11 protein-coding genes and 1 pseudogene are annotated in these 16,216 nt (G+C 69.9%); 4 read left to right on the plus strand and 8 right to left on the minus strand.

What is annotated here, in order from left to right:
• Positions 1-15: 15 nt before the first annotated feature.
• On the minus strand, positions 16-900 hold the full coding sequence (locus NV348_RS31305; RefSeq protein ID WP_447150087.1) for an alpha/beta fold hydrolase: 885 nt from the start codon (positions 898-900) through the stop codon (positions 16-18).
• A 213-nt stretch (positions 901-1,113) separates the two neighbouring features.
• On the opposite strand from NV348_RS31305, the gene NV348_RS31310 reads away from it, so the two are divergent.
• Together NV348_RS31310 and NV348_RS31315 are read left to right on the plus strand one after the other, a co-directional pair.
• Positions 1,114-2,511: a sensor histidine kinase gene (locus NV348_RS31310; RefSeq protein WP_447150088.1), complete on the plus strand. Its 1,398-nt coding sequence runs from the start codon at positions 1,114-1,116 to the stop codon at positions 2,509-2,511.
• The gene (locus NV348_RS31315; protein ID WP_447150089.1) at positions 2,508-3,167 is read left to right on the plus strand and encodes a LuxR C-terminal-related transcriptional regulator; all 660 of its coding nucleotides are present in this window, start codon (positions 2,508-2,510) and stop codon (positions 3,165-3,167) included. Before NV348_RS31310 ends, NV348_RS31315 begins: the two co-directional genes overlap by 4 nt.
• Positions 3,168-3,174: 7 nt before the next feature.
• Here NV348_RS31315 and NV348_RS31320 read toward each other — a convergent pair whose 3' ends face one another.
• The 3 genes from NV348_RS31320 to NV348_RS31330 form a co-directional block, all read right to left on the minus strand.
• Positions 3,175-4,971, minus strand: a complete 1,797-nt coding sequence (locus NV348_RS31320) for an acyl-CoA dehydrogenase (RefSeq protein WP_447151198.1) — start codon at positions 4,969-4,971, stop codon at positions 3,175-3,177.
• A 148-nt stretch (positions 4,972-5,119) separates the two neighbouring features.
• Entirely contained in the window at positions 5,120-6,949 is a 1,830-nt protein-coding gene (locus NV348_RS31325) for an acyl-CoA dehydrogenase (protein ID WP_447150090.1), read from the minus strand.
• A gap of 212 nt (positions 6,950-7,161) precedes the next feature.
• Positions 7,162-8,385, minus strand: coding sequence for a TetR/AcrR family transcriptional regulator (locus tag NV348_RS31330; RefSeq protein WP_447150091.1), 1,224 nt, complete (start codon positions 8,383-8,385; stop codon positions 7,162-7,164).
• Between the two features lie 245 nt (positions 8,386-8,630).
• Between NV348_RS31330 and NV348_RS31335 the strand changes: the two genes are divergently transcribed.
• Positions 8,631-11,345, plus strand: coding sequence for an ATP-binding protein (locus tag NV348_RS31335; RefSeq protein ID WP_447150092.1), 2,715 nt, complete (start codon positions 8,631-8,633; stop codon positions 11,343-11,345).
• Between the two features lie 25 nt (positions 11,346-11,370).
• A complete protein-coding gene (locus tag NV348_RS31340) occupies positions 11,371-11,511 on the plus strand; it encodes a hypothetical protein (protein WP_447150093.1) in 141 nt (46 codons plus the stop codon).
• A 40-nt stretch (positions 11,512-11,551) separates the two neighbouring features.
• On the opposite strand, the gene NV348_RS31345 is transcribed toward NV348_RS31340, so the two are convergent.
• The 4 genes and pseudogenes from NV348_RS31345 to NV348_RS31360 all read right to left on the minus strand — a co-directional run bounded on the left by NV348_RS31345 (position 11,552) and on the right by NV348_RS31360 (position 16,083).
• Positions 11,552-13,147, minus strand: a complete 1,596-nt coding sequence (locus NV348_RS31345) for an ABC-F family ATP-binding cassette domain-containing protein (RefSeq protein WP_447150094.1) — start codon at positions 13,145-13,147, stop codon at positions 11,552-11,554.
• A 438-nt stretch (positions 13,148-13,585) separates the two neighbouring features.
• On the minus strand, positions 13,586-13,990 hold the full coding sequence (locus NV348_RS31350; protein ID WP_447151199.1) for a hypothetical protein: 405 nt from the start codon (positions 13,988-13,990) through the stop codon (positions 13,586-13,588).
• Between the two features lie 171 nt (positions 13,991-14,161).
• Positions 14,162-14,341: pseudogene (locus NV348_RS31355) on the minus strand (magnesium transporter); the annotation flags it as partial.
• A 413-nt stretch (positions 14,342-14,754) separates the two neighbouring features.
• Positions 14,755-16,083 carry a cytochrome P450 gene (locus NV348_RS31360; protein ID WP_447150095.1) on the minus strand — a complete coding sequence of 443 codons (1,329 nt, stop codon included), beginning with the start codon at positions 16,081-16,083 and terminating at the stop codon, positions 14,755-14,757.
• Positions 16,084-16,216 lie beyond the last annotated feature (133 nt).

Raw genomic sequence — 16,216 nt, forward strand, 5'->3', positions numbered from 1 at the left:
GGACAGGGTCGTCGACTACCGCCGCGCGGACACCGCCCGGCACGCATCGGCCAGTACCGGAACGAACCGATCCGGCGCGACAGCGCACGCCGCATGACCCGCCGCGACCGGATGAACACTCGATCCGGGAATCGCGGCCGCGAGTTCGATCTGCCGGTACACCGGGATCGCCCGGTCCTTGGTCGTGATGACCACCGCGGTCGGCATCCGCAGCTCCGACAGCCACGCGGTGGCGTCGAAGGTTCCGATCTCGGCCAGCACCGGCGCCAGCGCCCATCCGCTCGTACTGCGGAATTCGTCCACCGCCCATTGCCGTAGGCGCCCGGGTACCAGCGCGGGCGGCAGCTCCGGCAGAGCGCGCGTCAACCGCCGGGCCCGGCGGTACGGATAGTCGCCCAGTGCCTCGGCGACGGTGGCGAAACCGCGATGGAACGCCCGCTCGCGCCACTTCTCCTGGAAGCGATACGGAGTCGCGCAGAGCACCAGCCCGGCGACCCGGTCCGGATGCCGGTAGGCGGTGAGCAGGGAGACGATACCGCCGAGGGAATAGCCGACGCAGGCAAAGCGATCCAGGCCGAGCGCGTCGGCGACCGCGACCACGTCGTCGGCGCAGTCGTCGAGTCGGAACCGCGCCGACTGGATCCCGCGCCCATGCCAGCGCTGATCGAACAGCACCACGCGATACCGCGCGCTCAGCGTCTCCAGCGCCGGAAACCAGTTCAGTGCCGCTGTGCAGGCGGTGCCGTGCAGCAGGATCAGGACCGGTGCGCCCGCTGGTCCCGGGATGTCCACGACGTAGGTCCGGCCCCGCCCCGGGAGGTCGAGCATCCGGCCGCCGGGGATCTCGTCGACGGCGGGCACGACGAAGGGCCCCGTCCGCACCGATCGCGCAGTTCCCACGAAGACCTCCTCGGAATTTCTAGAACCCGTTCTAGTTGATGATGCCATATCGGCGCGTGGACTCCGGGTGTCTCACCCGACCTGCGCCGACACTTCCGCGTGCGGCCCGTGCCGCGGGGGCCGCAGAGTAGAAAGAAGGTGTAGCTGGCTACACCACGAACCCGGTGGGCAGCTCCATCGAGAACTCGGGCCGCCACGACAACCATGGGAGTCATGACCCACACACCAGCCGAGCCGACCCTGATCATCAGCGTTTCCGGCGAGCAAACCGAGGTGACAGACGGCCCAGGGGTGGACCCGGGCCCCCGTGGTGGGCTGCTCGCCACCCTCGCGCGGGCACCCTTCCAGCTCAGGACCTGGAAGGAGCTCGGCTATCTCATCCTGTCGTTCGTGCTCGGCTGCGTGGCCGTGTGCTACCTGTTCTTCGGGTTCGGCGGCGGGCTGTACGCGTCGATCTTCCTCGTCGGCATCCCGCTGCTGGCAGTGATCCTGCTCGGCGGCCGAGTGTGGGGGCGGATCTACCGGTCGCTCGGCCGGGAACTGCTCGGTGTCCGGGTCGAGGCGCCGCCGGTTTTCGTCCGCGCGCCGGGCCTGATCGGATTTCTGAAGAGCGCGTTCACCGATCGGGTGAGCTGGCGCGCCACGCTGTTCCTGCTCGCCCAGTCCGTGCTCGGCGTGGCGGTCGGCTATGTGGTGCTCGTTGTGACCGCGATGGTCGTCTTCACGGCGATCTCCCCGATTCCGTGGCTGTTGTTCGATCCGGTCCAGGTGGACGAGAGCGGCGTGGAGCGGCACAGCCTGGTGCAGTTCGGTTCCGTCTATGTCGACACCTGGCCGCGGGTGCTGGCCATGTCCGCCATCGGCATCGCCCTGTGTTTCGCGCTGCCGTGGCTGATCCGTGGCGTTTGCTGGGTGCACGGACTGCTGATCACGCAGGTGCTGGCGGCGACGCCACGAGACCGGCAACTGGCCGAGCTGCGCGCCAGCAGGCGGGCCGCGGTCGACGATGCCGCCGCCACCCTGCGGCGGGTCGAACGCGACCTGCACGACGGCACCCAGGCGCGGCTGGTCACCATCGCGATGGCCCTCGGCCGGGCCGAGGAACGCCTGGCCGGCGGCGGGGATCCCCGCGATCTCATCGCCGAGGCCCGCGCCGGTGCCAAGGAAGCGCTGACCGAGCTCCGTGAACTGGTCCGTGGCATCCATCCGCCCGCGCTCGAGCTCGGCCTCGGTCCCGCCCTGGAGACGCTCACCGCCCGCTGCGCGGTGCCGGTCGAACTGCGCGTCCACCTGCCGCGACGGCCGAGCCCCGCGATCGAGGCCATCGCCTACTTCTCGGTCGCCGAACTGCTCACCAACGTCGTCAAACACGCACGGGCGACGGAGGTTGCCGTCACGGTGTTGCCGCACAGTCTGCGCACCCTGGCGATCACCATGCGCGACAACGGAATCGGTGGTGCGCTTCCCGCCGGCTCCGATGCGGCGGGCGGCAGCGGGCTGGCCGGTCTCGCCGCCCGCGCCCGTGCGGTCGACGGCACACTCACCGTCGACAGCCCCGCCGGTGGGCCTACCGTGGTGACCATGGTGTTGCCGATGGCGGGTCCCCGGTGAGCGCGCCCGGATCGCTGCGGGTGGTGATCGCCGAGGACAGCGCCATCCTGCGGGACGGGCTGGCCGGGCTGCTGACCGAACGCGGCCACGAGGTGGTGGCGATGGTCGGCGATGCCACGTCGCTGAGCGAGGTTGTCGGCGCCCGGCGGCCCGATGTCGCGGTGGTGGATGTGCGGATGCCGCCGACGTTCACCGACGAGGGGCTGCTGGCCGCGATCGAACTGCGCCGGGCGTACCCCGGCGTCGGCGTGCTCGTCTTCTCCCAGTGGATCGAAACCCGGTACGCGACAGAACTTCTCGCCGCCGGGGCCGGCGGAGTCGGCTATCTGCTCAAGGACCGGGTCGCCGATGTCGCCGACTTCGTGGATGCGCTGCACCGCGTCGCGACCGGCGGCACCGCGCTCGACCCGGAAGTGGTGAAACAGCTGATGGGCGCGTCCCGGCAGCAGGATTCGCTGACCCGGCTCACACCCCGCGAGCGCGAGGTGCTCGAACTGATGGCCCAGGGTCTGACCAACAACGCGATCGCCGCCGCCCTCACCGTCACCGAGCGCGCGGTCGAGAAGCACATCGGCAATATCTTCACCAAACTCGACCTGCCGCCCTCGGACACCCATCACCGCAGAGTGCTCGCGGTCCTGCGCCTGCGTGGGTGAGGGCCGCTCAGAACCAGTTCCCCTCGGTGTCGAGAGTCGTGCGGTCCAGCGCGGCGAGCAGGTCCAGTTGCGGTGCGGTCTTGGGCAGTTCGTAGCGGAAGTAGTAGCGGGCCGCGGCGCGCTTGCCGTCGTAGAAATCGCCGTCCTTGCCGAGGGTCGCCACCTCCTGCTCGAGCCAGATCCAGGCGACCACGAGGTGCCCGAACGCCTCGAGGTAGACGGCGGCGTTGGCCATGGCCGCGGCCGGGTCGCCCGCGGCGAACATGGCGGCGGTGACGGCGAGCAGTCGCTGCCAGGCGGCGTCGAGTCGCTCGGCGTGGTCGCCGGGTTGTCCGCCCGCCGCGCGGGCCGCGGTCACGGTGGCCGCGATGTGTTCGCTGAGCAGCAGCAGCGAGGCGCCGTCGTGCTGGATGACCTTGCGGCCGAGCAGGTCCAGGCCCTGGATGCCGTGGGTGCCCTCGTGGATCGGGTTGAGCCGGTTGTCGCGGTAGTGCTGTTCGACGTCGTATTCGCGGGTGTAGCCGTAGCCGCCGTGGACCTGGATCGCCAGATTGTTGGCTTCCAGGCACCACTGCGCGGGCCAGCTCTTGGCGACGCCGGTGAGGATCTCCAGCAGCCGGGTGTACGCGCGGGCGGCGTCGGGATCGGTGGCGGTGCGTTCGAGATCGACGAGCCGGTGGCAGTACAGCAGCAGCGCCAGCGCGCCCTCGCTGTAGGCCTTCTGCGCCAGCAACATTCGCTTCACGTCGGGATGGTCGATGATCGGGATCTGCGCGGTGGCCGGGTCCCTGGTCGTGAGGGCGCGGCCCTGATGCCGGGTGCGGGCGTACTCGACGGATTTGAGGTAGCCGGTGTAGCCGAGCGCGGTGGCGCCGAGGCCGACCCCGAGCCGGGCCTCGTTCATCATCGTGAACATGTAGGACAGGCCACGGTGCGGCTCGCCGACGAGATAACCGACCGCACCGGGCGCTCCGTCCGGAGTGTGGCGGCCCTCGCCGAAGTTGAGCACGGTGTTGGTGGTGCCCCGATAGCCCATCTTGTGATTGAGCCCGGCCAGGACGACGTCGTTGCGCTCGCCGCGGGACCCGTCCGCGGCGACGAGGAACTTCGGCACGATGAACAGCGAGATCCCCTTGGTGCCCGCGGGCCCGCCGGGGATCTTCGCCAGCACCAGGTGCACGATGTTCTCGGTCAGTTCGTGATCTCCGCCGGAGATCCACATCTTCGACCCGAACAGCCGGTAGCTGCCGTCGTCCTGCGGCTCGGCGCGGGTGACGATATCGGCCAGCGAACTCCCCGCCTGGGGTTCGGACAGGCACATGGTGCCGGTGGCCGTTCCCTCGATCATGGGGCGGACGAACCGCTCGATCTGCTCGGCGCTGCCGTGCGCCGCGATCAGATTCGCGTTGCCGATGGTCAGGAACACATAAGCCGTGGTGCCGACGTTGGCGGCCTGGAACCAGCTCATGCCCGCGGCCTGCACGGTCGCGGGCAGTTGCAGCCCGCCGAGGGCCTCGTCCATGCTCGCGCCGATGAGGTTGGCCTTGGTGAACGCTTCGACCGCGGCGCCCACCTCCGGGATCATGGTGACCGTCGTGCCGTCGAAGGTGGGTTCGTGGCTGTCGTTGCGCTTGTTGTGCGGGGCGAAGTAGCGGGTCGCGAGGTCCTCGCACAGCTCCAGGAAACCGTCGAAGGTCTGCTTCGAATGCTCGGCGAACCGCGGGGACGCGGTCAGGTCCTCCACGCGCAGCCATTCGTAGAGCAGGAAGTCCAGATCCCGGCGGGAGATCAGGGTCGAGCGCACGGTCGTCCTCTCCGGGGCGGCCGCCTCGGACGGCAGCCCCTGTGCTGTCGGCACCAAGCTACCGACGATCGGTCAGCGGTTCCGGGGAAACCCGCCGCGAGGTCGGCGCCGCGGCGAGACGTGGTGTCTCGCCGCGGGCCGCCGCGGGTCAGAACGCGGCTTCGGCGATGGCCATGGCGTCGTCGGTCAGCCCGGCCACGACCGCGCGATCGGCGGTCAGCCGGGGCAGGACCTCGCGCGCGAAGAACGCGGCGACGGCCACCTTGCCCTCGTAGAAGTCCCGCTCACCGGTCCCGCCGTCGAGGGCCCGCAGGGCGACCTCGGCGTTGACCAGCAGGCGCCAGCCGATGAACAGGTCACCGACGGCCATCAGGAAGCGAACTGAACCCAGGCCGACCTTGTACAGCTCGGTCGGCTGCTCCTGGGCGCCGATCAGGTGGCCGGTCAGGGTGGCGGCCATGGTCTGGACGTCCTCGAGCGCGGTGGCGAGCAGCTTGCGCTCGCCCTTGATGCGCTCGTTGGCGGAGTCGGCGTCGATGAACTTCTGGATCTGGCCTGCCACGTGGGCCAGGGCCACGCCGCGGTCGCGGGCGATCTTGCGGAAGAAGAAGTCCTGCGCCTGGATGGCGGTGGTGCCCTCGTACAGCGAGTCGATCTTCGCGTCGCGGATGTACTGCTCGATCGGGTAGTCCTGCAGGAAGCCGGAGCCACCGAAGGTCTGCAGCGAGTCGGTCAGGTACTGGTAGGCGCGCTCGGAGCCGACACCCTTGACGATCGGGAGCAGCAGGTCGTTCACCCGCGCGGCGAGTTCGGCGTCGGCGCCCGAAACCTGCTGTGCGACTGCCGGATCCTGGTGCGCGGCGGTGAACAGGTACACCGAACGCAGGCCCTCGGCATAGGCCTTCTGCATCAGCAGCGAGCGTCGTACGTCGGGGTGGTGCAGGATCGTGACACGGGGCGCGCTCTTGTCGGCCATCCGGGTCAGGTCGGCGCCCTGGACGCGGGTCTTGGCGTACTCGAGGGCGTTCAGGTAGCCGGTCGACAGGGTCGCGATGGCCTTGGTGCCGACCATCATGCGGGCGTTCTCGATGACCTCGAACATCTGCGCGATGCCGTTGTGCGCGTCACCCACCAGCCAGCCCTTGGCCGGCACGCCGTGGCCGCCGAAGGTGAGCTCGCAGGTGGCCGAGGCCTTCAGGCCCATCTTGTGCTCGACGTTGGTGACGAACACGCCATTGCGGTCACCGAGTTCGCCGGTGGCGGAGTCGAAGTGGAACTTCGGCACGAAGAACAGCGACAGGCCCTTGGTGCCGGGACCGGCGCCTTCCGGACGGGCGAGGACCAGGTGCACGATGTTGCCGAACAGATCGTCGGAGTCGGCGGAGGTGATGAAGCGCTTGACGCCCTCGATGTGCCAGGAGCCGTCCTCCTGCGCGATCGCTTTGGTCCGGCCCGCGCCGACGTCGGAACCGGCGTCGGGTTCGGTCAGCACCATCGTCGCGCCCCAGCCGCGCTCGACGATGATGCGGGCCCATGCGCGCTGCAGGTCGTTGCCGACGCGGTCGAGGATGTCGGCCATCACCGGGCCCATGCTGTACATGTGCGCGGCGGGCTGGGCGCCGAGAACGAACTCGGTGACCGCCCACTCCAGGATCGCCGGGGCCGCGACACCGCCGAGCGCCTCGGACTTGCCCAGCCGCCACCACTCCGCGTCGTACCAGGCGCGGACGGCGCGCTTGAACGATTCCGGCAGCGACACCGTATGCGTAGTCGGGTCGAACGTGGGCGGGTTGCGGTCGGCGTCGGCATAGGGCGCCGCGACCGGGCCCTCGGCGAGCCGGGCCGCCTCGCTGAGCACCGAGCGCGCGGTGTCGGCATCCATATCACCGAAAGTGCCTGCGGCGAGGATGGTTTCGAGTCCGTACACCTCGAACAGGTTGAACTCGAGGTCTCGCACGTTGCTCTTGTAATGACTCACGAACGTTGCCTTCTCGGTGGCCGGGGACGCGACGCGTCCAAGAGGAGTGGGAAGCGGCGGTGCGGCTCCCGCGGCACACTGTGCGGCACGGCTTCGCGGTGGGCAACGATAAGTGAACGGGGACTAAAATGGGAGCGGCGCGGGTGCCGGGGACCAGTGGCTGGTGACCGGCCATCAGCGCTCACAAAGGAACGGTCCGTGAGTGGCGTGAATCACTTTCCGGGTCGGGTGGGCTCGAGCGGGACGGCCTGGATGCGGTCGGCCATCGCGACCAGTACCTCGACCAGATCCGGCCGCGCGGCCAGCCGTGGATTGCGGACGGCTTCGATGACCACCGTGGTTGCCGCGCGAATGAGCATGCGCGCCACGGGTGGCGTCAGTTCGGGCCGCAATGTCTGCAGCATGCGGGCCCAGCGGCCGATGCCGTCCTGACGGACCCGCCGGTACCGGCGTTCGGCCGCCGTCGGCAGGTATCGGGTCTGGCTGACCGTGATGGCGAGCAAGTCGGGTTCGTCGACGCCGAACCGGGCGAAGTTGCGGGTGAGGGTCCGCAGCGCCGCTCCGGGATCCCGGCCGTGCGTCAGGGCACGGGAGACCATCAGGTGGACCCACTCGTCGTGCCTGCGCACGATCTCGTCGAGCAGTTGAGCCTTGCTGTCGAAGTAGTGGTAGACGGCGGGTCCGGTGATTCCGACGGCCGCGCCGATGTCGTCGATGCTCACGCAGGGAAAGCCGTGGTCGGTGAACAGACGGGCGGCTTCGGCGAGTAGCCGTTCGCGGCGCACCGTGCGGTCGAGTCCGGGACGGTCGCTGGCCGCCCAGTGCGCGCGAACATGGGTGGCACCCGCCCCGTTCGTGGGGAGTTCGATGGCCAGGACCGCGCGCACGGTCGCGACGAGAACCCGCGCTGCCACCGGCGGGGGCAGCTCGAGCCGGTGGTAGGCCGGGCTCGCCGCGACCGAGAAGGCCGCCCAGCTCAGCAGCTCCACCTCCGCGGGTCGCAGACCGGGTCGTTGCGTCCGCAGGGTGCGGCGCAGGAACTCCGTCAGCCGGGCGGCCCGCAGGAGCACGGCGATCCGGTCGGTGGGGTGCAGGTGACGGAATTCGAGCTGCCACAACCGGGGCAGGCCGCGGCGGTCGAGCGCCACCTGGACCAGTTCTACGACCACCGCGTCGTCGGCGGGGGAGCGCCGGGATGCGGTCGCGAGCCGGGCCAGCGCGTCGTCCAATCCGGCGAGCAGGCATCGGCCGAGGAGATGCTGCTTGCTGTCGAAGTGCCGGTAGAGGGCCCCGGGCGAAATTCCCACCCTCGCGGCGACCATCGCCATCGAGGTGTCGTGATATCCGTCGTGCGCGAACGCGTCGAACGCGGCGTCGAGGATGATCGTGCGACGGTTGCGCGGTCGCGTGCGGGGGGTGGTCACCTCGGATGTCATCCCCTTCAGTGTGCCCGCAACCGGCTCCGACGCCGCGCTCTGCGTTCAGGGGTGGCATCTGGGCGCGGCCGCCGGCCGTGGTCGCCAGGTCTCGACGGTGCACGCGATCCTGCGCTGCCACCACCCTGTCGGGCGGAACAGGAGGAAAGCTCCGCCCGCTTTCCTGGACGCGGCGCGAGGACGCACTCGGTAAAGTGGCAACCGGTCCAGTCGGCCGTCACCGGGCCGAAAGGAGTGCGTCACCCATGCCGATGTTCGGGCGAGACACCGAGCTGAAGGAGCTGACGGCTCTCGTAGACGCGCCCGGCGACCGGAGCGGCATCCTGATCGAGGGGGAGCCCGGGATCGGGAAGTCGGCGCTGCTCGACGAGACGATCGCAGCCGCGGCATCCGCTGGGTTGCGCGTGCTGCGGACCACGGGCGTGCAAGCCGAGTGCGGCCTCGCCTATGCCGGGCTGCATCGGTTGCTGTATCCCCTGCGGCGGGCCTACGATGCGCTGCCCGCGCGCCAGTTCGACGCACTGACAACCGCTTTGGGCATGTCGGATGTCCTCGGCGAACCGAGCCCGCACCTGGTGGGGCTCGCCGCGTTGACGCTGCTGGCCGATCTCGCGGTCGAGCAACCGCTACTGGTCGTCGCCGAGGACGTGCACTGGCTCGATTCCGCCAGCGCCGAGGTCCTGGCCTTCGTCGCGCGCCGCATCGACGCCGAACCTGTCGTGCTGCTGGCGACCGTGCGCGATGGCGCGCACTCGCCGCTGCGTGATGCCGAGCTGGCGGCCATGCACCTCGGTCCCTTGCGCGCGGACGACGCGCAGGCACTACTCGACAGCATCGCACCGGAACTGGCCGCCCCGGTACGCCACCGGGTACTCGCCGAGGCGCACGGCAACCCGCTCGCGCTCACCGAACTACCCGAGGCTGTCGGAGATCTCGTCGAATCGGTGCCGACCCTGCCGTTGACCGAACGCCTCGAACGGGCGTTCTCGACACGCGGCGCGGCGCTGCCCGAGGGCACCCGCGCGGCCCTGCTCGTCGCGGCGCTCGACGATTCCACCGCGCTCAGCGAAATCGTCGCTGCCACCGGCATCCTCCTGGGATCCGGCGTCGGAGCCGAGATCCTCGCTCCTGCGGTGACCGCCAAGCTGATCGATATCCACTCCGGGACAGTGACTTTCCGTCACCCGCTGGTCCGCTCGGCGCTCGTGGCGGCGGCGACCGCCGAGCAACGCCACCGCGCTCACCTGGCGCTGGCCGACCTGCTCGGGGAGTCGCCGGACCGCCAGGTGTGGCATCGGGCGGCGGGCACGGCCGGTGCCGACGAGGAGGTGGCCGCGGCGCTGGAGGACGCCGCCGAGCGGTCGAGGCACCGTGGGGGAGCGGTCGCGGCGCTGGAACGGGCCGCGGCGCTCAGCGCCACGCCGGGCCGCCGCGCGGATCGCCTGCTGCGTGCGGCCGAGTTGGCCGTCGACTCGGGCCGCCGTGACACGACCGAACGGCTGGTCGCCGCCGCGCGCACGCTGCCGCTCTCGGCGGGGCAGACGGCAACGGCGAATTGGCTGCTCAGCGGGTTCGACGACGGGATGCGCGAAAGTCCTTCCCGCATAGATGAACTGGCAGCACTGGCGGCGTCGGTAGCCGCCGACGGGTTCCCGGATTCCGCACTGAGGATCCTGTGGGGAGCGGCCGCGCGGTGCTTCTGGTCCGAACCCGGCCCCGAAACGCGGCGCGCGGTGCTCGCGGTCGCCGACACCTTCGGCCTCCCCGACGGGGATCCGCGCAAACTGGCGATCGACTCGATCGTGGCCCCCGTCGAGCGTGGCGAACAGGTCCTCGGCCATCTGCGGGCGCTGGCCGCGGTGGCGGGACGCGATACGGAGGTCGACCATTTTCTCAGCAGCGCGGCCTATCAGGTCGGCGCTTTCGGCCTCGCGGCATCCTTCGCCGCCGCAGCGGCACCCGGATTCCGCGCCGCCGGACAGCTCGGGCTGCTGACCCGGGCGCTGGCCATCCAGGCATGGAGCCTGACGCGCCTCGGCGATCTCGCCGCCGCCGCGCCGATCGCCGCCGAAGCCGCGACCTTCGCGCTGGAGACCGGGCAGCCTTTCATGCATGCCGTCGTGACCGCTGTCAACGCCGAAATCGCCGCTCTACGAGGGGATTACCAGCAGGCTCTCGCGCTCGCGGCGAAAGCCGAACAGACCGGCCTGGCCGCGAGGGCACGCCCGGTACTGGCGACAGTGCAGCTCACCCGTGGGCTCGTCGCACTCGGTGAAGGGCGGTTCGATGACGCATTCACCGATCTGGCTCGCATCCACGATCCGCGCGACCCGTCGTACTCGGTGGCGCTGCGCACGTGCTTTCTCACCGAACTCACCGAGGCCGCGGTCCGCGCCGGGCGCACCGATGCCATGGTCGTGCTGCTGGGCGAGATGGAACCGGTGGCGGCGTCCACGTCCTCGCCCGCGCTGCAAATCGGAATGCGGTACGCGCGAGCGGTTCTCGCCGGTGATTCCGCCGCGGAGTTGTTCGCCGTCGCGCTGGCCGCGGATCTCACCGGGTGGCCCGCCGAGCGAGGGCGCCTGCATCTGGCCTATGGCGAGTGGCTGCGGCGGCAGCGCCGGGTCGTGGAATCGCGGACCCATCTGCGCACGGCCCGCGAGATCTTCGACGCCCTGGGGTTCGCCGCCTGGAGTGAACGGGCCCGGCTGGAGCTGCGCAGCGCCGGCGAATCGAGCCCGAATCGCGACCCGGATGCGCGGGAACGGCTCACTCCACACGAGTTGAGCATCGCGCAACTGGCGGCACAGGGTCTGACCAACCGGGAGATCGGGCAGCGCCTGTACCTGTCGCACCGAACCGTCAGCACCCACCTCCACCGCATCTTCCCGAAACTCGGCATCAGTGCGCGGGGCGACCTCGCGGCGCTGCTGCCCACCTCGGACGAAACGGCTGGTTGATCGACCGGCCGGGCCCGCCGGCACGGTGCCCGCCGGCACGATCAGCAGTGGCTTCGACGGCCCGGCCGAGGACGGGAAGGCGTACCGCGTCGGCGTCGGGCACAACGTCCCGCAGGAAGTGCCGCGTCCGTTCGCCCAGGCGGTGATCGACGCCGACCGGCTGTGAGACGCGATCCGGCTCCGGGTGCCCGGAGCCGGATCGCGGTCTACAGAGACCCGCGCTGCTGGATACGGCCGTCCGGCTCGAGCTCGAGGACAGTGTCGATCCCGAGCCTGCGCAGGAACCGGTAGTCATGGCTGATCACCAGGAGCGCGCCGCGATAGTCGGCGAGCGCATCGACCAATTGATCAATGCTCGCGATATCGAGATTGTTGGTCGGTTCGTCCAGAATCAGCAGCTGGGCAGGCGGGTCGGCGAACAACAAGCGGGCCAGCGACACCCGGAAACGCTCACCGCCCGACAGCGTCGAGACCGGCCGTTCCACGCTTGCGCCACGGATCAGCAAGCGGGCCAGATGGTTTCGGATCGTGGCAGGTGGGGTGGTGGTGGCGACGGCATGGACGTTGTCGAGCGCGCTGGCCTGCTCGTCGAGGTTGTCCAGGCGTTGCGGCAGATAGCCCACGCGATCGGTGTGCAGGGTTGCCCGTTCCGCGCGGCGGCCCGTGAGCAGGTCCTCGACCAGGGTCGACTTACCCGCGCCGTTGCGGCCGACCAGGGCCACGCGTTCCGGGCCCTGGAGCACGATGCGCCGGTCGCCATCGGCCAGTTCGGCGATGCGCCTGCTGCGTGGCACGTCGGGGTCGGGCAGTTCGAGATGGATGTGCTCGTCGCGGCGGACCCGTGCCGCGGCGGCATCCAGCGTGTCCTGGGCCGCGCGGACCTTCGCCGCCGCGGTCGTGCGCACGGCCCCGGCCGAGCCTTGCGCCCGACTGGCCCGGTTGCCCGCGAGTATCCGTGGGATACCGCCGTCCCGCTGCGTCGATCTGGCCGTGCGCTCGCGTCGGGCGAGCTTGGTCTCGGCCTCGATCCGCTGCCGTTTCTCGACCTTCAACGCCTGTTCGGCGGTCCGCGCGGCCTGCACCGCCGCGGCCTGCTCCTGCTCGACGTACTGTTGCCACGCACTGTAGGGCCCGCCGAATACCTCGAGGGTGGCGCCACGCAGTTCCGCGGTGGCGTCCATCCGTTCGAGCAATTCCAGATCGTGGCTCACCACGATGAGCGTGCCCGGCCACGAATCCACGAATCCGGCCAGCTTCTCCCGGGTTTCGCGGTCGAGGTTGTTGGTCGGCTCATCGAGCAGGGTGATGGGTGAGCGTTGGATCCGGAGCCCCGTGATCGCGACGAGTACAGCTTCCCCGCCGGAGATCTCGTCGACGCGGCGGTCCAGATCGGCGGCGCTGAAACCGATCTCGTGGAGCGCCTCGTCGGCGCGGGATTCGATATCCCAATCGTCGCCGATCGTCTCGAACTGCTCGTCGCCGGTCTCGCCGGCTTCGATCGCGCGCAAGGCGGCGATCTTGCTCGCGATGCCGAGCAATTGCGCGATCGTCGCGTCGCGGCCGAGGGTGAGCGTCTGGGGGAGGTAGCTCACCGCGCCGGTGGTGTCGATCCGCCCGGACGTCGGTGTCAGGATTCCGGCGATCAGCCGCAACAGCGTCGATTTGTCGGCGCCGTTGCGGCCGACCAGGCCGGTGCGCCCGGTGGTGATGGTCCCGTTGAGGTCCGAGAGCGCGACGGTGCCGTCGGGCCATTCGAAGGACAGATTCTGCAGGGTGATCGCAGAGGGCAGTGATGTGGACATGAATCGTCGACTCTTTCCTGCTCGTGAACGAGCGGCCGCAAGTTCGCGCCGTGACGGGTTCGACCGTGGCGCGGGAGTTCGGAAACGTTGCGGAGCCTGGCGAAGGCGAAATTGTGTGCGAGGAGGCGCCGCCTTCGGCCGGGCGGCTAGATTCTGTCGACTTCCTCGATGAGCACGCGACCACTTTACCAGCGAGATCAGACCGTGATCGCCTGGTACCAGGGGTACCGGCCCAGATCGACCACACCATTCGCGGCCGATCCCGCTGGCTGTGAAGCCCCCGAAGAGGCCGTCGACACCGACCGGCGGGCCGTTGATGGTGACCGTGCGGCGGGCAGGACCTCGGTGGTGGATCCGCCTGACCTCGGCCGCCACGCTCGCGCCGACTGCGTTCCCGGACGGTCGTCAGCATTCCGCGGCCGACCGGTCCCGCCTCCGTCAGGCGGCGTCGAGGGCGGCGGTGATCTTGCGGAGCATCGCGCCGACGGCGGGGCTGGGCTGACCCTCGGCGAACCGGGCGGCCGATTCGGTGGCGGTCAGGACGGTGTCGCGGAAGTTATCGGCCTCGGCCGGGTGCTGCTCACCGAGCAGGCGCATGGCTGCGGTGAGGCTCGGCAGCACCTGGTCGGCGAGTGCGGCGACGGACTTACCGTGCAGGTGGATGTCTTTGGACTCGGCGGCGAGTACGTGCCCGACCAGCCCGGTCGCCGAGGTCAGGGCGATCGAGCCGTGCGAGATCGCCTTGTGCGGCGCGCCGGCGGCGGCCATCAGCGAGACGGCGCCGTAGGCGGCGGTGCGCAGGGTGCTGTTGTCCTGGTCGGTCAGGGTGGTGGTGACAGACATGGTGTGTGCTCCTCGAAATCGGTGGTGGCGCCGACTGAATCGGTGTCGGTGTCGGTGCCGGTCGTTGTGTTCGATGTGCACAACTCTCGCCGGGCCACCTGACATCGACCTGACGCCCACCTGACACCACCACTGACATCGCGTCCGGCTGCCACCGTGGCGATCGTCAGAGCCCCGGCGTCGCACCTCCGCCAGCGCCGAGGCCGGGGCGAACCGGCCGGGCAGGCGGTGCCCGGCCACGTAGACACCGCAATCGACGATCGCCCGTGCGGTCGGCACCGCCGGTCTCGGTACGTCCTGCTCGGGGGTGGGGCGGGAACACCGAAACCGGAACTGCGGGGCTGATGACACCGCACCGATCCTGCGGAGACGCCCTGCCCGTCGAGGACCGCGACGGCTATCCGTGAGGCAGGCTCGGGTCGTAACCGGGGCAGCCTGGGTAGGGGCGGGGGAATTCGGGCTTGGCGCCGAAACAGACGCTGTTGGGGTCGGTGGGGTCGTAGGAGTCGCCTTCTCTGCGGTTGGTACCGGTCGGGAGCGGGACGGTGCTGGTGGTATCGGTGGGGGTGCTGGGGGGCGGGGTTGTCGTGGTGGTCGGCACCGGGTCGGAATCGCGTGAGCAACCGGCCCCGAGGAACGCGAGAGCGAGCACGGAAGTGACGAGCAGGGTGCGGTTCACAACAGTCCCTTCATCGGAGATCGCCGCCGCCGACGGACGGCCAGCACACTTTCGGCAACACTAATGTGGTGGGCCGTCGCCGCCGTCAGCGGGGGAGCAGGGTGATGCGCGCGTTGTCAGCGGGACTCAGGCCGGTGTGAAAGCGCCGTGGCGGTTCGATCGGACCCGCGATCGGGGCGATGCGGCGATGTTCGAGCACGGTGCGGAACAGGATGCGCGCCTCGGCCAGGGCGAACTGCGCGCCCAGGCAGCGGTGGGCGCCGGCGCCGAAGGTGAGCCAGGTGCTGGTGCTCGGGCGCTGGTCGAGGAAGCGCTCGGGACGGAAGGTCATCGGGTCCGGGTAGTGGTGCTCGGATTCGTGGATCAGCAGGATCGGCACGATGACGATCGCGCCCTTCGGAATGGTTATGCCGTTGATCTCGGTGTCGCGCAAGGCCCGTCGCCCGGTGAACGGTGAGACCGGGCGCAGCCGCATCACCTCGGCGACCACGGCGTCGAGGTAGTCGTCGAGGCGCGCGCCGTCGCCGGTGTCGACGGCGGTATCGACCTCGGCCATGGCGGCGGGATGGGCGGCCAGCATGGCGGCGATCCAGCCGAGGGTGATGGCGGTGGTCTCGTAGGCGCCGAGCAGGATGCCGCGCATATTGCGGGCCAGGGCGGGGTCGTCGTGCTGGTCGAGGTCGGTGCCGATATAGCGCGACAGCACGTCACGGCGGCCGGTCCCGCGTTCGGGGTCGGCGCGGCGCGCGGTGATCTCCTCGACGATGACGGCGTCGACCTCGCGCTGGGCGCGGCGCAGCGGCGGGTAGGGGATGGTCAGGCCGCCGATGAACGGGGTGATCAGGGTGACCGCGAGGAACCCGCGGCTCTCGATCTCACCGAACCACGCGCTGACCGCGTTCTTCAGCCGGTCGCGCCGCTCGGGTGCGACATCGCCGAAGACGACGCCGAGCAGCACACCGATGGCGAGGTCGTAGCCGGCGGTCAGGAATTCGAACGACTCACCCACCGGCCAGTTCGGCAGTTCCCGCTCGACCACCTCGACCATCAGGTCCTCGTAGGAACGCAGCGCGGCGGTTTGGAACGGCGGCGCGAAATGCTTGCGTTCGCGACGGTGCTCTGCGCCGTCGAGGAAGATCATCGTCTGTTTGCCGAACATCACGTCGTGACTCGAGAAGCGGCTCAGCACCTGGCCGATGGAGAAGTCGTCGTGATTGGCGAACAGCGCGCGCACATCACCGGGTTCGTGGGTGATCAACATCGTGGGAAATCCGGGCGGATCGACGACGAACCGCGCGCCGAATTCCCGCAGTGGGGAACTGTGCGTGCCCGGACGCAGCAGTGTGCCCAGCTCGCCGAGTCGGCGCAGGGGTAGTCGGGGCAGGTCGCGCAGCGAGATCGGGGTCTGTGACACTCCGCCATCCTCACCGTGAAAATGCCGTTGTGCCAAGCGGTGCCGGAAATTCGATGCCCCCAATTATCGGGGCTCACCATGGTGCGGTCGATGTTCACGACTCCCACCGCGCGTTCGCACGGCCGCTATTGTG

This window comes from Nocardia fodinahabitans, assembly GCF_052983615.1.